The 20,976-nt window shown below is 60.5% G+C and carries 17 protein-coding genes and 1 pseudogene; 13 read left to right on the top strand and 5 right to left on the bottom strand.

From position 1 onward, the window contains the following. The first annotated feature begins 145 nt into the window (after positions 1–145). On the top strand, positions 146–3,283 hold the full coding sequence (locus ACFPWW_RS15690; protein WP_377312435.1) for an autotransporter outer membrane beta-barrel domain-containing protein: 3,138 nt from the start codon (positions 146–148) through the stop codon (positions 3,281–3,283). A 50-nt stretch (positions 3,284–3,333) separates the two neighbouring features. Here the strand turns inward: ACFPWW_RS15690 and ACFPWW_RS15685 are convergent. Together ACFPWW_RS15685 and ACFPWW_RS15680 are read right to left on the bottom strand one after the other, a co-directional pair. Further along, a pseudogene (locus tag ACFPWW_RS15685) lies at positions 3,334–3,582 on the bottom strand (GXWXG domain-containing protein); the annotation flags it as partial. A gap of 10 nt (positions 3,583–3,592) precedes the next feature. Continuing rightward, positions 3,593–4,009: a DUF2000 domain-containing protein gene (locus ACFPWW_RS15680; protein WP_377312434.1), complete on the bottom strand. Its 417-nt coding sequence runs from the start codon at positions 4,007–4,009 to the stop codon at positions 3,593–3,595. Positions 4,010–4,141: 132 nt separating this feature from the next. On the opposite strand from ACFPWW_RS15680, the gene ACFPWW_RS15675 reads away from it, so the two are divergent. The 3 genes from ACFPWW_RS15675 (at position 4,142) to ACFPWW_RS15665 (ending at position 7,276) form a co-directional block, all read left to right on the top strand. Further along, positions 4,142–4,609, top strand: coding sequence for an Lrp/AsnC family transcriptional regulator (locus ACFPWW_RS15675; protein WP_112570039.1), 468 nt, complete (start codon positions 4,142–4,144; stop codon positions 4,607–4,609). A 357-nt stretch (positions 4,610–4,966) separates the two neighbouring features. Next, the gene (locus ACFPWW_RS15670; protein WP_377312433.1) at positions 4,967–5,242 is read left to right on the top strand and encodes a hypothetical protein; all 276 of its coding nucleotides are present in this window, start codon (positions 4,967–4,969) and stop codon (positions 5,240–5,242) included. 12 nt (positions 5,243–5,254) lie between these two features. Next, a complete protein-coding gene (locus tag ACFPWW_RS15665) occupies positions 5,255–7,276 on the top strand; it encodes a beta-N-acetylhexosaminidase (RefSeq protein ID WP_377312432.1) in 2,022 nt (673 codons plus the stop codon). Between the two features lie 31 nt (positions 7,277–7,307). Here ACFPWW_RS15665 and ACFPWW_RS15660 read toward each other — a convergent pair whose 3' ends face one another. Further along, a complete protein-coding gene (locus ACFPWW_RS15660; protein ID WP_112753705.1) occupies positions 7,308–8,510 on the bottom strand; it encodes an ROK family transcriptional regulator in 1,203 nt (400 codons plus the stop codon). Between the two features lie 296 nt (positions 8,511–8,806). On the opposite strand from ACFPWW_RS15660, the gene ACFPWW_RS15655 reads away from it, so the two are divergent. From ACFPWW_RS15655 to ACFPWW_RS15620, 8 genes are all read left to right on the top strand, one after another. Then, positions 8,807–9,721 carry a DMT family transporter gene (locus tag ACFPWW_RS15655; RefSeq protein WP_377312431.1) on the top strand — a complete coding sequence of 305 codons (915 nt, stop codon included), beginning with the start codon at positions 8,807–8,809 and terminating at the stop codon, positions 9,719–9,721. Positions 9,722–9,935: 214 nt separating this feature from the next. Continuing rightward, a complete protein-coding gene (locus ACFPWW_RS15650) occupies positions 9,936–11,462 on the top strand; it encodes an ABC transporter substrate-binding protein (RefSeq protein WP_112755571.1) in 1,527 nt (508 codons plus the stop codon). Between the two features lie 80 nt (positions 11,463–11,542). After that, the gene (locus ACFPWW_RS15645; protein WP_377312430.1) at positions 11,543–12,484 is read left to right on the top strand and encodes an ABC transporter permease; all 942 of its coding nucleotides are present in this window, start codon (positions 11,543–11,545) and stop codon (positions 12,482–12,484) included. Then, positions 12,484–13,353: an ABC transporter permease gene (locus ACFPWW_RS15640; protein ID WP_377312428.1), complete on the top strand. Its 870-nt coding sequence runs from the start codon at positions 12,484–12,486 to the stop codon at positions 13,351–13,353. Before ACFPWW_RS15645 ends, ACFPWW_RS15640 begins: the two co-directional genes overlap by 1 nt. Then, positions 13,354–14,562, top strand: a complete 1,209-nt coding sequence (locus ACFPWW_RS15635; RefSeq protein WP_112570051.1) for an amidohydrolase/deacetylase family metallohydrolase — start codon at positions 13,354–13,356, stop codon at positions 14,560–14,562. It abuts the gene before it with no gap. Between the two features lie 28 nt (positions 14,563–14,590). Continuing rightward, a complete protein-coding gene (locus ACFPWW_RS15630) occupies positions 14,591–15,106 on the top strand; it encodes a RidA family protein (RefSeq protein WP_112570053.1) in 516 nt (171 codons plus the stop codon). Between the two features lie 51 nt (positions 15,107–15,157). Then, positions 15,158–16,354, top strand: coding sequence for an aminotransferase class V-fold PLP-dependent enzyme (locus ACFPWW_RS15625; protein WP_377312427.1), 1,197 nt, complete (start codon positions 15,158–15,160; stop codon positions 16,352–16,354). Positions 16,355–16,387: 33 nt separating this feature from the next. Next, entirely contained in the window at positions 16,388–18,223 is a 1,836-nt protein-coding gene (locus ACFPWW_RS15620; protein ID WP_377312426.1) for an ABC transporter ATP-binding protein, read from the top strand. Between the two features lie 57 nt (positions 18,224–18,280). Here ACFPWW_RS15620 and ACFPWW_RS15615 read toward each other — a convergent pair whose 3' ends face one another. Further along, positions 18,281–18,478: a hypothetical protein gene (locus ACFPWW_RS15615; protein ID WP_112570059.1), complete on the bottom strand. Its 198-nt coding sequence runs from the start codon at positions 18,476–18,478 to the stop codon at positions 18,281–18,283. A 252-nt stretch (positions 18,479–18,730) separates the two neighbouring features. Here ACFPWW_RS15615 and ACFPWW_RS15610 point away from each other — a divergent pair, with 252 nt between their 5' ends. Continuing rightward, the gene (locus tag ACFPWW_RS15610) at positions 18,731–19,906 is read left to right on the top strand and encodes an adenylate/guanylate cyclase domain-containing protein (protein ID WP_377312425.1); all 1,176 of its coding nucleotides are present in this window, start codon (positions 18,731–18,733) and stop codon (positions 19,904–19,906) included. A gap of 131 nt (positions 19,907–20,037) precedes the next feature. On the opposite strand, the gene ACFPWW_RS15605 is transcribed toward ACFPWW_RS15610, so the two are convergent. Continuing rightward, positions 20,038–20,949, bottom strand: a complete 912-nt coding sequence (locus tag ACFPWW_RS15605; RefSeq protein ID WP_112570063.1) for a flagellin — start codon at positions 20,947–20,949, stop codon at positions 20,038–20,040. Positions 20,950–20,976: the final 27 nt, after the last annotated feature.

Genomic DNA, 20,976 nt, shown 5'->3' with positions numbered 1-20,976 from the left:
AATGACCGTTCAGGACTGGAGGCCGGCTAAAGATAGTCGCGCAAAAAATACAACCCGTAATTTATCCTCGTTTAACCCAAAGATGCTGTCATTCTGCGAGGTTTTGTTTCGCGTCCTTTTAGACCCGGTGTTACGGAGAAGGAAGATGCGCAAATTCCAGGGTTCAACGAAAAACCCGGGATTCACTCCGGTTGCCGCGATCCCGCGGGACTTTTTTCATCAATCGCCGATCCAGGCGGCTTGCACTTGGTGCTTGTTGCCAAACTCACCCATGCGGGTGCGAGCCGGATGTGAACCAGCCAACAGATGGTACAAGCTCCGCCTGCCGCGCGTTGCGTTGCTTGGCTGCTTGATGGCTGGCACCGCATATCCTGCCTTGGCGCAGACCGCCTGGACCGGCGCAGCCGGGAACGACGATTGGTTCGACGCCGGAAACTGGGACACCTCGGCCGTCCCGGGTGCCTCAACATCCATTGAAGTCAATTCCGGCCATGCCGTGATTTCCGGCAACGCCGCTGAAGGCGACAATGTCTCCATAGTATCTGGAGGGACGGTAACCGTAACCGGGACAGGATCCACGTTGACGACCACGGAAACCCGCACGGATGGGGGATCGTTCACTATTGAGGATGGCGGCCTTGTCACCAACAGCAGCGGCGTCGTCGGTGGCATTGCCACCATCTCAGGCACCGACGCTGGCGGCAATGCATCAACCTGGATCAACAACGACTATTTCGCGGTCGGAGATGGCGGGACCGGCACACTGAATATCCTCGGCGGTGGCAAGGTTGTCGTCAACACCGATGCTATTCTTGGCCAATCTTTCCACGGCAGTGCATTGGTCTCAGGGCCTGGGTCGTCCTGGGAAAATACCGGACGGCTGACCATCGACAACGGAAGCCTGCGTATCGAAGACGGCGGTAGTGTCTCGAACACATTGGGTATCGTCGGCGATTCAGACACTGGCGATGTGGTCGTGACTGGCCCAGGCTCGAGCTGGGTCAACACGGGACAGCTGACGGTCGGGAGCTTCGCTACGGGTACTATGCGCGTCGAGAACGGCGCTGCCGTCATCAGCAACCAAGGCTATGTCGGCGCCAGTGTCGGCAGCGATGGAAGTGTCACCGTGACGGGGAATGGCTCCAGCTGGCAGGTGACGGATTTTAACCTCACCCTGGGGCATTTCGGCGTCGGCTCGATGATCATTGACGACGGAGGGCGGGTGTTCGCGAAGACCGGGGTTTGGCTCGGTGTTTCGGCAACTGATGCAATCGGAACGCTGAACATTAACGGCACGCCGGGTGCTCGTGGGGTATTGGAGACCAGTGGATTTCGGGGCGGCATGGGAACCGCGGATCTCACGCTCGATGGGGGCATCGTGCGAGCCATCGATGACAATGCCGCGTTCTTTTCCAACTATGGCACTCAGCAGGTGCAGTTGGGGGCTGGTGGTGGCATCATCGATACCGACGGCCATGACATTGGCATCGCTCCAGTCATTTCCGGCGTCGGCCGCTTGACAAAGGACGGCCTGGGCACCCTCACCCTGACCGGGGAAAACATCTATGGTGGTGGCACGACCATCATCGACGGCACGTTGCAGCTCGGCGACGGCGGAACGACGGGCTCGATCCTTGGCGACGTGACCGATGACGGCATCCTGGCCTTCAACCGCTCGGATGTCGTGACATTCGGCGGGACTATCACTGGAACGGGAGGGGTCCACCAGATCGGGAGCGGGCGGACTATCCTCACGGCCGATAGTTCAGGCCTTGTCGGCGTCTCACAGGTCCAGAACGGCATCCTTTCGGTCAACGGTATTCTTGGCGGCGCGATGGAGGTCAGAGGCGGGCGGCTTCAGGGCATTGGCCAGGTTGGAGGCACCACCAACTTCACAGGCGGTGTGATTGCGCCCGGCAATTCGATCGGCACGCTGACTGTTTCCGGCAATTATATCGGCAATGGCGGCACCCTGGAAATCGAGACAATGCTCGGAGACGACAGCTCCGCTGCCGATAAGCTGGTCGTTACCGGAAACACGTCCGGCAACACCAATGTCCATGTGATCAATCTGGGCGGCCTCGGCGCGCAAACCGTCGAAGGCATCAAGATCGTCGATGTCGGCGGAATATCGAACGGAAACTTCACGCTCTTGGGCAGTTACACGTTCGAGGGCGACCCGGCCGTCGTTGCAGGCGCCTATGCCTATCGCCTTTATCAGGGTGGCGTCAGCACACCCACCGACGGTGACTGGTATCTGCGCTCGGCCCTGTTGAATTCCGTGTCTCCGCTCTACCAGCCGGGCGCTCCCGTCTACGAGGCCTACGCCGGCGTGTTGCAGAGCTTCAATGAACTCGACACGCTGCAACAGCGCCTGGGCAACCGCTCGTGGCCCAGCAGCGCTATCGCGGCGAACACGCCGCCCAATAATGCCGACGGTGCTGGAAGCGGCGTGTGGGGACGCATCTTTGGCCGCCATACCAGCATCGATCCAGTGAATGCGACAACCGGGGCCAACTACGACGCAGATATCTGGCAATTGCAGGTCGGGGCGGATGGTCAGCTCTATTCCAGAGACGCAGGCGATCTCACCGGCGGTATCTCGGCGCGCTACGGCACCATCTCCGCCGATGTGTCTTCGAGTTTTGGCAACGGCTCGATCAACAGCTCGGGCTATGGCGTCGGCGGATCGATGACGTGGTATGGGAAAACAGGCTTCTATCTCGATGCCCAGGCGAACGCCACCTGGTACGACAGCGATCTGTCCTCCTCCACTGCCGGGATGGGTCTTGTTTCCGGCAATGATGGCTTTGGCTATGCATTCGGGCTGGAAGCAGGCCAACAGATTGCGCTCGGCGCCAGCTGGTCCGTTACTCCCCAGGCGCAGCTGACCTACTCGGCAGTCGACTATGACGACTTCACCGATGTTTTCGGCAGCACAGTTTCCCAAACGGAGGCCCACAACCTCAGGGGACGCCTCGGTATCTCCGCCGACTACGAGGCTGGCTGGATTGATGACACGGGCCAGACAAACCGTCTGCATGCCTATGGTATCGCGAACCTCTACTACAATTTCCAATCGGACACGGAGGTCACGCTTTCCGGCGTCAGGCTCGCCAGCGAACAGGACCCGCTCTGGGGCGGCCTCGGTCTTGGCGGTACCTACAATTGGGGCGATAACAAATATGCTGTATATGGCGAGGCCACGGTCGACACCAGCCTAAACGATGTTGGGGACAGCTATGCCCTGACGGGAAGAATGGGTCTGAATGTCAAATTCTAGGCCGCAAGGATCGATCGGAGATAAGGCCTTCAGGCTCCCGGCAAGGGAGGTCGTCCGATTGGCACAAGCCTGGTCACAAGCCCGGCAGGCGCGAAGCGCGGATCGATGGCGACGATCCGCGCGGGGTGCCATTGAAAGAGCAGGGCGTCGGCCCGCATGTCGGAGTGGAAGCGCTTGCCGAACCATTGCAAATTCCTGAGAACGCCGTCCAGCGGATGTTCTGAGGGAACGCCGGCCCCTCTCCAGAGCCCGATCATCTCGATTGGAAGTTTGAAGCCGGCGATTGGGCGACAACAAATCCTGTTGGATCTATCGCAACAGTTTCAAGGAACCGGTCAGCGACCTCACCCATTTCGCTGGCCCGGCAAGGCCGAGCCCGTCAATCTCTTCATCGCTCAAGTCCCTGTCCGGGAAGCTGCGTTGATAGTCGGTATAATCATGCAGTGACCGCGCAAAACCGGGGAACGGCACCATGGCGTGTTCCTCCTTTTGGTCGAGTGCCTTGAGCATGATCTGGCGGATCGTCTGTCCATCGGCCTGCAGGATCGGCACGGGTCGGTTGGAGACGATATCCGTGGTCCTGCCGGCCCGGTCACTCAATCTTTCGGCGCCGAGGAGAGGCATCTTGGCGCCCATGCCTATGCCAATGGCGCTGACGGTGTTGGCAATGAGGGCTGGCGGGAGTTTGGGATCGACGACAATGGCAATGCGAATATCGGAGAGCATCGGAAGGACCTGAGATTGCGATGGCGACAGGCTAAACGATCGACGCAGAAGAATCCTGTCTGATATTGCGACCCAATGCCGATATTTGGTAGAATTGACCTGATATTCGTGATCTCGGGGTAGGTATTACCGATGGCGACATTCGAGCCGGTCGAGCTGAAGATCCTTTCGAGCCTGCAGGCTGAGGGCCGGCTGACCAATCAGGAGCTGTCCGAGCGCGTCGGCACATCGACCTCTCCTTGCTGGCGAAAAGTGCGTCAGCTCGAAGAGGCGGGCGTGATCCAGGGGTATAGGGCCGATCTCAACCGGCGCAAGCTCGGGCTCGGGGTCCTTGCCTTCATCCGAGTGAAGATCGACAGCCATAACGAGGCCGAAGCAGACGCCTTCGCTGCCGAAGTTGCACGATTGGAGGAGGTTGTCGCCTGTTACAGTATTGCCGGCGACTCGGATTTTCTGTTGCAGGTCGTTTCTCCCGACCTCGATTCCTATGCCGACTTTGCCATGTCGGTCGTGCGTCGTCTGCCGCGCATCAAGGAAATGCAGACCACCTTCGTTCTCAAGGAGATCAAGCCGTTTGAAGGTTTCCCGGTCGGCCTTTAAGAAGCCGATCTGAGCTTGTGAACGACAGAATAGCCGTCCAGCAGAGCTGGACGGCTGATCGTGTTGAAAAGCAAGCCGTCATGACTTCAATATAGATCGAACAATCAACGTTTTAACGGGTCTAGTCTCGCCGACGGCGCTTGCGCCAGGCTTTTCGCGCCGCACAATAAGTATGATGATTTATTTTCCGGCGTGGTGTGTTGCTGGCAATCAACTTGTGCGTCGTCTCCGGGAAGCTTCATTGTTGAAGCAAGAGATTCTTGGTCTCCACCCGATTGACCCGGCCGGAAATCCTGCGCTAGCTTGATTAAATCAATTTGATTGAATCCAGAAATGAGAAGCAGGAAATGCAGAAAAATGGGCCATCGCCACGCGCGAAATCACGCTCGTCGGCTTTCCTGCCATGAAGCGACCGCACCTGATTTCCTCGGGCCGACCGGTGTCGATGAAAGCCTGCGCGACATCGGCAGGGAGTTGCGCTCTGCCGTGAAGACGACGGGCTACGGGCATACGATCATCGGCAGTGTCGGCTCCTCCTCCCGACAGAAAGCCGTCGGCGCCACGCCCATCCCCGATTCCGCTCCGGGCATTTATGCCGGCATGCTCCCGTCCTCACAGAGACAATCCGAATAGAAGGAAACGATCATGTCCACACCGCGATATCAGGCCCTGCGGCTCGAGACTTTCTGGAACCCTCCAGCCGATGGCAAGGATTTCTCCTACGTTCTGCAACTCAAGAACCTGGCCGCCGAGCCGCTTTCCGGCTTCTCGCTCTGTGTCAGCGGGCCAGGACGGGTCGATCCTGCCGGTCGCGTCGAGGGTGCGACGGTTTCGAAAAGGCTGTCGAATTTCACCGAGTTCTATCCGCCGGAAGGCTTCGTTCTCAACAAGGGCGAAACCTGGACGATATCGGTCCATGCCCTGAGCTGGCAGTTCCGTCACTGGACGGATGGCGCAACCAGCGCCTATCTGGCCCTTGCCGATGGCAGCACCGTTTCGCTCGGCCTCGAGCCCACGCGCTCTTCCGCCAGCAACGCGCCATTGAAGCGCGGTGCGGAGGTTTATCCGGTGCCCGCGAGCGTGCCGGTGCCGGTTTCGATTATCCCCTGGCCGAACCATGTCGCCGTCGCGTCGCGTCAACCGTTGCCGGCGGGCTTTGCCCTGCAGACCGACGATCCGGATGCGAAGGTGGCGGCCGGCCGTTTCAAGGCATTGGTCGATCATCTCTTCGCCGTCGAAGGGATCATCCGCACAGCAGCGGAGGGAGCTGCGACCGTTACTCTGAAGAAGGCTGCCGGCTATAGCCCTGAAGCCTATCGGCTGAGTTTCGAAGGGGCGGCTATCACCGTCGAGGCAGCGAGCCAGACAGGCTTCCTTTATGGCCTCGTGACGCTCGGGCAGATCTGGCGCGGCGCGCGCCTGCATCCGCGGACCTTCCAGTTTCCGGCCTCGGGCGAGATTGTCGATGAGCCGTCGATGGGCTGGCGCGGGCTGCATCTCGATGTCGCCCGTCAGTTTTATGGTGAGGCGGAAATCAAGAAGCTGATGGCGGTGCTTGCCTGGAACAAGCTCAACCGCTTCCACTGGCACCTCTCGGACGACGAGGCCTGGCGCGTGGAGATCGATGCCTATCCGGCATTGACCGAAATCGGCGCATGGCGTGGCCATGATCTTGCCCTGCCGCCGTTGCTCGGCTCGAGCCCGGCCCGTACCGGCGGCTACTATACCAAGGCTGCCATTCGCGAAATTGTCGCCTATGCGCAGGGTTTCGGCATCGAGATCGTGCCGGAGATCGACATACCCGGCCATTGCTACGCCATGCTGCAGGCCATACCGGAACTGCGCGATCCGCAGGAGGCCGGCAGCTACTATTCCGTCCAGGGCTTCCCGGACAATTGCATCAATCCCGCCCGCGAAAAGACCTACGAAGTCATCGAAACGATCTTTTCGGAACTCATCGAGCTTTTCCCCTTCAAAACCATCCACATCGGTGCCGACGAAGTGCCGCTCGGCGCGTGGTCCGGCTCACCGGAGGCGCTCGCAAAGCTGCGTTCGCTCGCCGGTGACGAGGTTGCCGATGCGCATGCCAGGCGCCTGAACGTCATCACCAATACGCATGGTGCCGATGATATCCATGGATCGGGCGCGGCCGTCCTGCAGGCCGAGTTCCTTGAGCGGGTCCAGCGTTTCCTTGCCTCCAGGGGCTGCATTACCGGCGGTTGGGAAGAGGCGGCGCACGGCGACGTCATCGATAAATCGAAGAGTTATCTTTGCAGCTGGCGCAATGTCGAAGTCGCTGCAGAACTTGCCAACCGTGGCTACGAGATCGTCGTCTGCCCCGGGCAGGTCTACTATCTGGACATGGCGCTGCGGCCTGACTGGGATGAACCGGGCGCCAGCTGGGCCGGCACGTCGGATGCAGAAAAGATCTACAGGTTCGACCCGGTCGGTGGCTGGACGGAAACGCAAAAGCAGAAGCTTCGCGGCATTCAGGCCTGCATCTGGTCCGAGCCGATGACCGATCGCGCCGTTTTCGACCGGCTCGTTTTCCCCCGCCTGTCGGCCCTTGCCGAAACTGGATGGACGAAGCCGTCCGCCAAATCCTGGGAGCGCTTCAGGGCGCTTGCCGGCCTGATGCCGCTTCTCTACGGTCTGCAGCAATCCTGACAGGGGGGCTGCGCCTCGAGCGAGGCGTGGGCTAACCGACCGGCTTTTGCAATACGTCGAAACGGGGATTGGTCTCCGAAAAGATCGGCAGGGCAGCAGCGCCGAGAATGGCGGTATCCCTGCCGGTTGCGCCGATCATGACGCGCGGAACGCTTCTCTCTTCGGTCGGATCGATCGGTAGGTGCAGGGGCTCCAGTCGCTCGGCAAGCCGGCGCATCAGCAGGCTGGAGATAGTGCCGCCAAGCACGATGGTCTGCGGGTCGAAAGCGAGTTCGAGGAAATCGATGGTCTGCCGCAGCGGCTGCACGGCCTGATCCAGCCAGGCGTTGAGACCTTCGCCGTTCATCGCAATATGGGTGTCGAGATCCTCAGGTGAAAGTTCCCGCGCATTCTCTATGCCCATGAATTCATAGGCAACCGTTGCGGAGATATAGCGGTCGAGGCAGCCACGCTTGCCGCAGCCGCAGAGCCGGCCGTGCGGCTCGACGATGATATGGCCGATCTCGCCGGCATTGTGCCTGCTGCCCTTGTAGAGATGTCCATCGAGGAACATGCCGGCGCCAATGCCGCCGCCGCCGGCGAGGAAGAGATAGACGAAACTGCCGAAGCCCCGGGCAACACCATGCAGGCGCTCGCCGATAGCCGCCGCCGTTGCGTCGTTCTCGACCAGCACGGGTACTTTCACGCGCCGCTCCAGCTCGTAACCGACGGGAAAATCCTGCCAGCCAGGCAGGTTTTGCGGGCTGAGCGACGTCACGCCCCCATCCGCATAACGTCCCGGCAGCGCCATGCCGACACCGAGCAGCCGATCGCGGTCAAAAGCGAAGGCCTGCTGCAGATCCTCCACGATAGCTCCCAGTACCGACATCGCCCGTTCAGGATCGGGATATTCGACATGACGTTCAATGCGGGCGCAAACGGCGCCCGAGAGATCGGTCAGTACGCCGCTGGCGCGCCGGGGGCCAAGTTCAAGCCCGATCGAATAGGCCCCGTGCGGGTTGATCGAATAGGGAATAATCGGCTGGCCACGAGCCAGTTTCTGCGCCTTGGCAGGCACGAGCAGGTGCGAACGCTGCAATTCCTCAACGATATTGGAGACCGTCTGCGCCGTCAGCGCGGTCATGCGGGCAATTGCGGCGCGCGACAGCGGGCCGTTGGTACGGATGGCCTCAATCACGACACGCCTGTTGTGTGACTTGGCCTGCTCGAGATTGGTCCCGGAAATCGCTTTCATGGTGTCTTTATGCAGCTCGAATATCACCATTGCCACAAGAAGATCACGCGGGGAAGGGGAGAAGTGTGTAGTCTTTTCAACGTGATCGCGGCGACAATTGATACCGGTTGCTCTGCGGTTCTTAAAGTATCACTTTAACGGCCGTGTCGCAGAGTTCGATTGCCGCTGACGGCGGCGGACAGGCATCGAACGCCTCTCGACGATCAGAGATCGGCCATGAAAATCATCCGCGGGAATCGACGGCGTCGGGATGAGGTTCTATGCCAGGCGGAAAGCCTAACCGACTGGAACGAATCATGATTTTGCGCATCAGCCGCACCGGGGCAAACACGGTACTCTTCGGCGTGCTGCTGATGCTTCTCGGCGATTTCCTGTTCTCGCTGAACGACGCCATGGGCAAATGGCTGGTGGCGAGCTTTTCAGTCGGTCAGGTCCTGGTGATCCGTTCGCTCGGCTCATTTCTGATCCTTGCGCCGATCATTGCCAGAAAGGGACCTCACTCGCTGTTTCGGGTCGAGCGTGTATCCCTGCAGATCCTCAGGGTGATCCTGACGACAGGCGATGTTGCCTTCTTCTATGCCGCGGTCGCCTACCTTCCGCTCGCAGACGTCATGACCTTCTATATGGCCGGCCCGATCTATGTGGCCGCTCTCTCGCACTTCTTTCTTGGCGAAACGATCGGCTGGCGCCGCTGGCTCGCTGTCATCCTGGGATTTGTGGGCGTCGTGATTGCGCTAAGACCTTCGACCGCCATGTTATCCTGGCCATCGATCTTCGGCCTGATCGGCAGCCTTTGCTTCGCGCTGACGCTGATCCTCGGCCGCCGGTTGCGACAGACGAGCGATGCCACGCTTGTGACATGGCAGACGGTTGGCGCCCTCGTGACGGGGCTTCTTCTTGGCGCCGGCCACTGGCGCGCCATGTCCGTCCTCGACTTCCTCGCGATGCTGGCGCTCGGCATCGTAGCGGGCAGCGCCCATATGATGATCACACGCGCGCTGAAGCTTGCGCCTGCTTCTCTGCTTGCGCCGCTGCAATACAGCCTGCTCCTGTGGGCAATCGTACTTGGCTACGTTTTCTTCGACGAACTGCCCGACAGCCAGATCCTGGCAGGCTCCGTCATCATCGTTCTCGCAGGCCTCTTCATTTTCCATCGCAAGAATATGGTGGAAACGACGTCCAGAGCCGACGTTCCGCCCGACGGGCATTAGAGATCACGTGGCTTGCCGTCGCTGACGGGCGCAGCTTCTATTCTGACAGTCTTCGGTCACACGGCGTCCCGGGCGAACGACTCGGCCGTTTTTGTGCGCCCTCTTCATTTCCACCGATGGAGCCACTTTCCCGATTGACAGGACCACTTCCGTCGTTATTCTATTATAAAAATCGGTATAACATAATTGTGGAACATTAAACCGGGAGCATGAAATGAAGACACTTGTCGCATTCCTTCTCGGCACGGCGCTGGTCGCTCTGCCGACAACTTTGCTGGCCCAGGAAAAGGGTGGCGTTATCAACGTCGCGACGATCGGCGAACCGCCGACGCTTGACCCGATGTCCTCGACCGCCGACCTCGTCGGCATCGTCACGCAGCACATTTTCGAAACGCTCTACACTTTCGACAAGAAGTGGAACGTCACGCCGCTTCTGGCTGAAAGCCTGCCGGAAATCAGTGCTGACGGTAAGACCTATACGATCAAGCTGCGCACCGGCATCAAGTTCCATGACAATTCCGACATGACTTCGGAGGATGTCGTCGCTTCGCTGAACCGCTGGATGAAGATCGCTTCGCGCGGCAAGCAGGTTGCGGGCTTCGTGGATTCCATCACCGCCGTCGATCCGGCAACTGTCAAGATCGCGCTGAAGCAGCCCTATGCGCCGCTGACTTCGCTGCTCGCCTTCAACAATTCCGCCGCCATCATCATCCCCTCGGAAAAGCAGGATGAGCCGATGAAGGAATTCATCGGTACCGGTCCCTACATGCTGAAGGAACGCAAGGCGGACCAATATATCCAGCTCGTCCGTTTCGATGGCTATAAGTCTCGCGACGGCGAAAGCGACGGTTACGGCGGCGCTCGCCACCAGTATCTCGACGAAATCCGCTTCGTGCCGGTTCCGGACGCGAACACCCGCGTCGAGGCGGCCGTTTCCGGCCAGTACGATTATGTCGATTCGATCCCGGTCGAATCCTTCGACAAGCTGAAGGCATCGACTGCCTCGCAGCCGGTCATCCTGAAGCCTTTCGGCTACCCGGTCTTTGTCTTCAATACGAAGGAGGGCCTTGCCAAGAACGTCGAGATCCGCAAGGCGATCCGCCAGGCTCTGAGCATGGAAGACATGCTCGCCGCAGCCTTCGGCAGCACGGATTTCTATGCGCTTGACGGCGACATCTATCCCAAGCCCTATGCCTGGAACACGAATGCGGGTGTCGAGGGCAATTACAATGTCGGCGATTCCGAAGGCGCTGCCGCCGCCGCGAAAAAGGCCGGCTACAATGGCGAGCCGATCCGCATCCTGACCAGCCGCCAGTATGAGTTCCACTACAAGATGGCGCAGGTCGCGGCCGAATATCTCAAGGCCGCCGGTTTTGCCGTCGATCTGCAGGTCGTCGATTGGGCAACGCTGACGCAGCGCCGTACCGATCCGAAGCTCTGGGATATCTATATCAGCCACAGCCCCTTCCTGCCGGAGCCGGCGCTGATCGGGTCCCTGTCTCCGAGCTCGCCCGGCTGGTGGGATACGCCGACCCGCAAGAGTGTCGTCGATGCCTTTACCTCCGAGGTCGATCCGCAGAAGCGCGTAGCCCTTTGGGCCGATGTGCAGAAGGCCATGTATGACGAAGTGCCCTACATGAAGATCGGCGATTTCAACGCCGTGTCGGCGGAATCGACCAAGCTCGAAGGTGTCGATCCGGCTCCGTGGCCTTACTTCTGGAACGCGTCCATCAAGAAGTAACGCTTTCTATCGCGGGATACCGGCGCGCCTGCTCCGGTATCCTTCTTCCATCGTGCCCCGCCGGCACCGGGACAGACTTCATGATACGTTACATTTTCCAGCGCCTGCTTGGCATGATCGTCGTGATGTTCCTCGTCGTCACGATCGTCTTCGTCATCGTGCGCGTCACTCCCGGCGATCCGGCAGCCGTCATGCTCGGTCCCGATGCGACGCCGCAGGACATTGCCGATCTGCGCGCCAGCCTTGGCCTCGATAAATCGATCGGCGTGCAATATCTCTATTATATCGGCCAACTCCTGAAGGGTGATCTCGGGCAGTCGATCTTCCTCAACATGCCGGTGACATCCGCACTGCTCGATCGCGCCGAGCCGACCTTTTTCCTGACGATCTTTTCGCTTGTCATCGCCGGCATCATCGCACTGCCGATCGGCATTTACGCTGCCTATCGCCGCGGTTCCTTCATCGATCAGGCGGCAACCACGCTGGCGATGTTTGCAGCAAGCATTCCGAGCTTCTGGCTCGGCCTCATTCTCATGCAGGTCTTTGCGGTTCGCTTCGGCCTGTTTCCGGTCTCCGGTTATGGCGGACCGGGCGCGACTTTTCTCGATCGCATGTATCACCTGACGCTGCCTGCCTTTGCGCTCGGCATCGTCTCCTCGGCACTTATCCTGCGCTTCACCCGTGCCTCGATGCTCGATGTGCTCGGCGACGATTACATCCGCACCGCCCGCGCCAAGGGTCTGGTCGAGCGCCGGGTGATCCTCAAACATGCCCTGAAGAATGCGCTGATCCCGATCCTCACCGTTCTCGGCCTCACCGCCGCGGTGCTGATTTCCGGCGCCGTGGTGACGGAAACCGTCTTCGGTCTTCCGGGCGTCGGCAATCTCGTCGTGTCGGCGGTTCTGCGTCGCGACTATCCGGTCATCCAGGGGGCGCTTCTGGTGATTGCAGCGCTCTATGTCCTGATCAATTTTGCGATCGACATGCTTTACCTGCTCGTCGATCCGAGGGTGCGCTACTGATGACGGATATCGCGATCAAACCGGCCGAGAACGAAGGCCGCAAGTCCATCCGCCGCCTGCTGAAGCGCAAGACGGTCGCCGTCGGCCTGCTGATCCTGCTGGTCTTCGTGCTGCTGGCGGTCCTGGCGCCCTGGGTCGCCCCCTATTCGCCGTCGAAGCTTTCGATCGTCAACCGCCTGAAACCGCCGAGCGACACCTACTTCTTCGGCACCGACGAGTTCGGCCGGGATGTGCTGTCGCGCACCATCTTTGCCGGTCGCCTGTCGCTGCTCGTCGGCGCTGCCGTCGTGGCGCTGTCGGCCGCGATCGGGGTCACGCTCGGTCTGCTCGCCGGCTTCTTCAAGAATCTCGATACGCCGATTGCCCGCCTGATCGATGCGATGATGGCTTTTCCGGACATCCTATTGGCGATCGCGCTTGTCGCTGCCCTCGGCCCGTCGCTGACGACGGTCATCATCGCGCTGTCGATCGTCTATGCCCCGCGTCTTGCCCGTATCGTGCGTGCCTCGACCCTCGTCATTCGCGAGCTGCCCTATGTCGAGGCGGCGCAGGCGCTCGGCATCTCGACTTTCCATATCATGACGCGGCATGTGCTGAGGAACCTGCTCTCCCCCATCATGGTGCAATCGACTTTCCTCTTTGCGAGCGCCATGCTCGCCGAGGCGGGCCTGTCCTTCCTCGGTCTCGGCGTGAGCCCGGAAATTCCGACCTGGGGCACGATGATAGCCGCCGGCCGGCAATATATCGGTCAGGCCGACTGGATGACGCTGTTTCCGGGTGTCGCCATCATTCTCTCCGTGCTTTCGCTCCAGATGGTCGGTGACGGTCTGCGCGACATGCTCGATCCCAAACTTCGAAAGGACCTTTAGATGACCGGTGAAACAGCGGGCAAGCCGCTCCTTCTCACCAGCGTAAAGCCTGTCGGCTTTGGCGCCGGCACGCCCGATGGGGCAATCGACATTCTGGTCGATGCCGATGGCAAGATCGCCAAGTTCGGCCCGTCCCTGGCTGTGGCCGACGACGTGACGCGCGTTGACGGCAAGGGCGCCTTCGTTTCGCCCGGCTGGGTCGATCTGCATGTGCATATCTGGCACGGCGGCACCGACATCTCGATCCGCCCGTCCGAATGCGGCGTCGAGCGGGGTGTGACGACGCTGGTGGACGCCGGCTCTGCCGGTGAGGCCAATTTCCACGGTTTCCGCGAATATATCATCGAGCCGTCGAAGGAGCGCATCAAGGCCTTCCTCAACCTCGGTTCCATTGGTCTGGTCGCCTGCAATCGTGTCGCGGAACTGCGCGACATCAGGGATATCGACCTTGACCGCATCCTCGAGTGCTACGCCGAAAACAGCGAGCACATCGTCGGCATCAAGGTGCGCGCCAGCCACGTGATCACCGGCTCCTGGGGTGTCACCCCCGTCAAGCTCGGCAAGAAGATCGCCAAGATCCTCAAGGTGCCGATGATGGTGCATGTCGGCGAGCCGCCGGCACTTTATGACGAGGTGCTGGAGATCCTCGGCCCCGGCGATGTGGTCACACACTGCTTCAACGGCAAGGCCGGTTCCAGCATCATGGAAGACGAAGACCTCTTCAATCTTGCCGAACGCTGCGCATCCGAAGGCATCCGTCTCGATATCGGCCACGGCGGCGCATCCTTCTCGTTCAAGGTGGCGGAGGCCGCCATTGCCCGCGGCCTGTTGCCCCACTCGATCTCCACGGACCTGCATGGCCATTCGATGAACTTCCCGGTCTGGGACCTGGCAACGACCATGTCGAAGCTGCTCTCGGTCGGCATGCCCTTCGACAAAGTGATCGATGCCGTTACTCATGCGCCGGCATCGGTGATCAAGCTGTCGATGGAAAACCGGCTGACGGTTGGCGCTCAGGCCGAGTTTACGATCTTCGACCTCGTCGATTCCGATCTGGAGGCGACCGATTCCAACGGCGACGTCTCTGTGCTGAACAAGCTTTTCGAGCCGCGTTATGCCGTGCTCGGCAGCGAGGTCTTCACATCGAGCCGCTATGTGCCCCGCGCCCGCAAGCTGGTGCGCCACAGCCACGGTTATTCCTACCGGTGATCGTTCCGGTCATTCACAAGCAATTCGCATGACAGGAGTTTGCGTGAACCAGTCTTCCGCCACCGCCGGCACCATCGGCACGTCGCCCTACGAGCGGCTTGCCGCTCTCGGCATCAAGCTTCCGGCTCCGCCGCCGCCGATCGCCAATTTCGTCACCCATGTACAGGAGGGCAACATGCTCTACCTGTCGGGGCAGGGACCTCGTGAAGCGGACGGCTTCATGCATGTCGGCAAGGTCGGGGCCGAGATCGGCGTCGAGGCTGCTTACGGCCATGCGAAACTGACCGGCATCAATCTGCTGTCCGTCATGCATGAGGCGCTTGGCGATCTTTCGCGCGTCAAACGCGTCGTCAAGCTGCTTGGCATGGTCAATGCGGTGCCCCATTTCGCAGATCACCCGGCCGTCATCAACGGCTGCTCGGATCTCTTCATCGAGGTCTTCGGCGAGGAGGTCGGCCAACATGCCCGCTCGGCCGTCGGCTTCGGATCGCTGCCAGGCAACATCACCGTCGAAATCGAGGCTATCGTCGCGCTCAGGGATTGATGAGGATGCCTGTGACTGTTCCGGCGCAACAGATTGAAATTGGAGATACCCATGTCTGAGGACATCCGCACATCGATCGGCCTTCGTCCGGTCATCAACGTTTCCGGCACGATGACCAGCCTCGGCGCATCGATCGTCGTTCCCGAGGCCATTGCTGCCATGTCGTCGATCCTGCCGCAATTCGTGGAGATCAACGACCTCCAGCGCAAGGCGAGCGCGGTCATTGCCCGGTTGACCGGCGGCGAGGCGGGCTTCGTCACCGCATCCTGCTCCGCCGGCATTTCGCTCGCTGTCGCCGGCGCGATCACCGGCAATAATCTTCTCGCTATTGAGAAACTGCCGGATGTGGTTCCAGAGAAGAATGAAGTTCTCGTCCAGATGGGCCACGTCGTCAGCTACGGCGCGCCGGTCGATCAGGCGATCCGCCTCGCCGGCGGCAAGGTCGTGCTGATCGGTCAGGCGACCTCCACGCATCGCTTCCATATGGAGCATGCGATTACCGAGAAGACGGCCGCCGCCGTCTATGTCGTCTCGCATCACGTTGTCGATTACGGCCTGCTCAACCTCAGGGAATTCGTCGAAATCGCCCATGCGAAGGGCGTTCCCGTCATCGTCGATGCAGCCTCTGAATATGATCTGCGCATCTTCCTGGAGCAGGGGGCCGATGTGGCGCTCTATTCCGGCCACAAGTTCCTGGGCGGCCCGACCTCGGGCATCGTTGCCGGCAGAAAGGAACTGGTGCGCAACGCCTTCCTGCAGAATATGGGTATCGGCCGCGGCATGAAGGTCGGCAAGGAGAGTATCTTCGGCGTCATGGCGGCGCTGGGGGCCTGGGAAAAGCGCGACCATGCCGGCATTCGCGAGCGTGAGACCAGCTACCTCAATCTTTGGAAGCAGACCCTCGACGGCCGCCCCGGCGTGACCGCGCTGATCGAACCGGACCCGACCAACAACCCGCTCGACCGCCTGCGCCTGATCGTCGATGCCGAGGAGGCGCATATAACGGCCTGGGATCTCGCCGATGCGCTCGGACGCGGTTCTCCGCCGATCATCGTGCGCGACCATGAAGTCGAGCACCATTACTTCTATCTCGACCCCTGCAACCTGCATCCGGGTCAGGAAAAGATCGTCGCGAGCCGCCTGGTGGAAGAACTCGACAAGGCGCGCGCCTCCAACGAGATCATCGCAACGCCGATCGAAAACCGCAGCAAGCGCCGTTTCGAAGGCGTGCTGAAGTGGCCGGACTGATCGGAAAACCCGGCGTAAATTGAGGAAGCGATCATGGCAAGCATCCCGGCACAATCCATCGCAACGGCAGAGCCCGTTCTCTCCGTCCAGAATCTGACGACATCCTTTCTGGTCGATGGTGCCTGGAGGCCGGTCGTTCGCAACGTCTCCTTCGATGTCGCACCGGGCGAGACGGTTGCCATCGTCGGCGAGAGCGGTTCCGGCAAGAGCGTAACCTCGCTGTCGATCATGCGCCTTCTGCAGGCGGATTCGAGCCGTATCGAAGGCAGGATCATGCTTGGCGGGCGCGATCTTCTGGCTTTGCCGGAAGATCAGATGCGCAAGGTGCGCGGCAACGATGTCGCAATGATCTTCCAGGAGCCGATGACGAGCCTCAATCCGCTCTTCACCATCGGCGACCAGATTTCGGAGGCCCTGCTTTGCCATCGGTCCATGTCGAAGGCCGAGGCACGTGCGGAGACGATCCGGCTGCTCGAAAAGGTGCGCATCCCCTCGGCAGCTTCGCGCTTCGACGAATATCCGCACCGCTTCTCCGGCGGCATGCGCCAGCGCGTGATGATCGCCATGGCGCTTGCCTCGCGGCCAAAGCTGCTGATCGCCGACGAACCGACGACGGCGCTCGACGTGACGATCCAGGGCCAGATCCTGGATCTGATCAAGATGCTGCAGGAAGAGGAGGGCACCTCGGTCCTGTTCATTACCCATGACATGGGCGTGGTGGCCGAGATTGCCGACCGCACTGTCGTCATGTATCGCGGTGAGCAGGTGGAAACGGGAGCGACCGCCGATATCTTCCATCGCGGCAAACATCCCTATACCCGGGCGCTGCTGTCGGCAGTACCGGTGCTCGGCTCCATGCAGGGCTACGAGCGGCCATTGCGCTTTCCTGTCGTCAATACGGCAACGGGTGAATCGATCGCGCCGGTCCAGACGGCCGATACGGTCGCCGCCGCAGCCCGCCCGGTGCTGGAAGTGAAGAACCTCACCAAGCGCTTCGATATTCACTCCGGCCTGTTCGGCAAGTTGACCGGCCGCGTCCACGCGGTCGAGAACGTCTCCTTCGATCTCCATGCCGGCGAGACGCTATCGCTCGTCGGCGAGTCCGGATGCGGTAAATCGACGACCGGGCGCGCAATCATGCGATTGATAGAGGCGCAGAGCGGTTCCGTGATCGCCGACGGCAAGGATGTGCTGGCGCTCGACAGGACGGGTATGCGTGAGATGCGCAAGACCGTGCAGATGATCTTCCAGGATCCATTTGCCAGCCTCAATCCGCGCATTCGCGTCGGCGACGCCATTGCCGAGCCTTATCTCGAACACAGGATGGGAACGACAAGGCAGGCAAAGGAGCGCGTTGCGGACCTCCTCGTCAAGGTCGGCCTGACGCCCGACATGGCCTCGCGCTTCCCGCATGAATTTTCTGGCGGACAGCGCCAGCGCATCTGCATTGCGCGTGCGCTTGCGTTGGAACCGAAGGTTATTGTGGCGGATGAGAGCGTCTCGGCGCTCGACGTTTCGATCAAGGCTCAGGTCATCAATCTGATGCTGGACCTGCAGCAAAGCCTCAACCTCGCCTTCCTGTTCATCTCCCACGACATGGCCGTCGTCGAGCGTGTCAGCCATCGTGTCGCGGTCATGTATCTCGGCGAAATCGTCGAAATCGGCCCGCGCGCGGCCGTCTTCGGCAACCCGCAGCACGACTATACCAAAAAGCTGATGTCGGCCGTCCCGGTTCCGGACCCCGATCGCCGTCGTGAAAAGCGGTCAGTCGCCAATGACGAGATCAAGAGCCCCATCCGGCCCGTCGACTACAAGATCAAGCAGCTTGAGTACCGGGCGGTATCGCCGGGACACCTGGTGGCGATCTGACCTCGGCCCGGGAACGGCGGCTCCCGCTGCTACATCATGGAACTGGTTCAGAAAATCCTAGTGCCTGATATCGTCGGCTCGTAGCTGATCGATCGCGTCGAGCGCTTCGTTCGCTGTCCAGCCGGCGCGCAAGGCAGCGGCAACAAGCCGGACCTCCGCCTCCATTTCAAGCCTCAGATAAAGCCCCTCCAAGGCCTCCTTGGCCGTGACCACGTGATCGTCATGCGGCACAACGCGAGCATTCCGTGAGGTCATTGACACGTTCCTTTCCTTCCTCGATCTGGTTGTGCTTCTTGTTAGGGCGATAACAGGTTCTTCGCGTCCCAGAGACGGATTACGCGCATGCGTTGATTTTGTTCCATGCGTTTTGCTGCTGCCGACGCGAGCACTAAGTCTTTTCGTTGCGTTCCTGCCCCATGTCCGTGAATGACGCGGCCGATGGACGGTTGACGAAAATGCGGTAGAACGACAGACCTCCACACATCCCCGAGGCCAAGGGAACATATCATGCCACATTTGCAGGAACTGATCGACTGGATTATTGCCGAAGGACTATCAACCGATACGATCGAAACTGTTCTGCAGGGTGTGGCTGAGCGGCTGACGGACATCGGATATTCGATTGTTCGTGCCTCGATTGCCATGCCGTCGATCGACCCCCTGCAACGCGGGTCTTCAGTCGCATGGTACCGGTCTTCAGGCTTTTTGACGGAAATTCAAGGACATGACGCAGCGGGCCAAGAGCTGTTCCAGCGCTCGCCCGTTGCTTATCTCCTGACGAACGATCTCGATTACGCCCGCTGGAAATTGCCGCCCGGACCGGACGCGCCGCCGATTCCGCTGCTGACCGAGCTGGCCGAGCTCGGGGCCACGGATTACCTCATGAAACTGGCGCGATTTCCTGGCGACACCGCGCTTGCGGGCGTCAGCTTTTCCATGGCCGTCGATCAGCCCGAGGGCTTTTCCGATCATCAGATCGCGGGACTGCGGCAGCTGATGCCAGCCCTTACCCTTACCTGTTGCCGGATCGCCACCACGCGCGTCGCCGCCGATGTGCTCGCAGTCTATACCGGTGCCGGAAGCAGCGGCCGCATCCTGAGCGGTCACATAAGGCGCGGCGACGGCACCGCGATCTACGCCGCGATCCTTCTGGCCGATCTCAAGAACTTCACGTCGCTCAACGAAAGACACGCGCCTGACCGCATCGTTGCCTGGCTCAACGAGCATTTCGAGGCGATCGGCGCTCCGGTCGAGCAAGAAGGCGGTGAGATCCTGAAGTTCATGGGCGACAGTCTGCTTGCCATCTTTCCTGCCGATATCGACAGGCCGGCCGAGGCATGCTCGCGCGCGCTTTCGGCAGCGCGAACTGCCATGGATGCCAATGCCGAGGTCAATCGCCGGCGAGCGGAAAGGGGCGAGCCGGAATTGCTGGCCGACATCGTTCTTCACGTCGGCGAGGTCTTTTATGGAAATGTCGGCGCGGCCCGTCGCCTGGACTTCACGGCCATCGGCAGGGCGGTCAACGAAGCGGCGCGCATGGAGAAACTCGCGGATGTCATTGGCCGCAGCCTGCTGGCATCAGCCGATTTCGTTTCACAGGCGCCAGGCCGTTTCGAGGAAGCGGGCACCTTTCCGCTGAAAGGCGTCGCTCGTCCAGCCGCCATATATGCCTGGCCAGATTGATATGTGAGGTGCGGTCCGGTCGAGGCCGCAGTTCAGCAAGGTCAAAGCCCAGCCATTGCGACCGGGCTTGCCTGTTCTTTCTATCGTGCACCCGTTGGGGGCGCCTGCTCAATATCCCGGCTGCTCGATTATCAGCCGCGGAAGAGCGACAGAATATTCTGCGAGGAGGAATTGGCGATCGACAGCGACTGGATGGCCAGTTGCTGCTGTGTCTGCAACGCCGTCAGCCTGCTCGATTCCTCTTCCATGTTGGCATCCACGAGGCGGCCCACACCGGAATCGATTGAGTCGGAGAGCGCGCTTACGAAGGTTTCCTGATTGCCGATGCGCGTGGAAATCGAGCCCAGCTGAGCGCCGGCGGACGTCATGGCCGAGAGTGCCGATTCGACGGTCGAAAGCGCGGACTGGATCTGGCCGGTGGTGAAATTGGTGATATCCAGCGAGAAGACCGAATTGCCGTTTGCATCGGCCGTTCCGAGAATGCCCGTCGACGTGTCGATCGTTCCGCTGGTTGTCATGCCGAAGAGGACGTTGCCGTTGGAACTCGTGTCCAGAACATAATCGGTCATCTTGACCGAAACGTTGCCCGAGCCGTCGCGGACGAAGGAGGATACGACGCTCTTGGTGCCGTCAGCACCGGCAACCCAGTTTTCGCCGGAGAAGGAGGCGGACTGGGCAACGCTGAGCAGCTGATCCTGGAGCTGCGAAATTTCCTCCTGGACCTTCGTCTTGTCGACGCCTTCTTCCGTCGCTGCCACGAGCTTGGATTTGATCTGGTCAACCACGTCGATCGCGCTGTCCATGGCGGTATAGGCGGTATCGACCTTTGCGGCACCGAGGCCGAGTGCGTCGGACACGGCCGAAAGTGCCTTATTGTCGGATCGCATTGTGGTGGCAATCGACCAATAGGCCGCATTGTCCGACGCCTTGTCGACGCGATAGCCCGTCGATACGGCGTTTTGAGTCTGCTGCATGTTGCTGCTGATCGTGCGCAGTGTCTGCAGGGCTGCCATTGCAGAATTGTTGGTATTGATGCTCGTCATCGTGAAATCGCCCGTCTAAACTAGGTT

The organism is Rhizobium sp. GCM10022189 (genome assembly GCF_042656325.1).
Taxonomy (GTDB): domain Bacteria; phylum Pseudomonadota; class Alphaproteobacteria; order Rhizobiales; family Rhizobiaceae; genus Rhizobium.
Note: the sequence above shows the minus strand (reverse complement) of the source record. Positions and strands in the feature narration are given on the sequence as shown.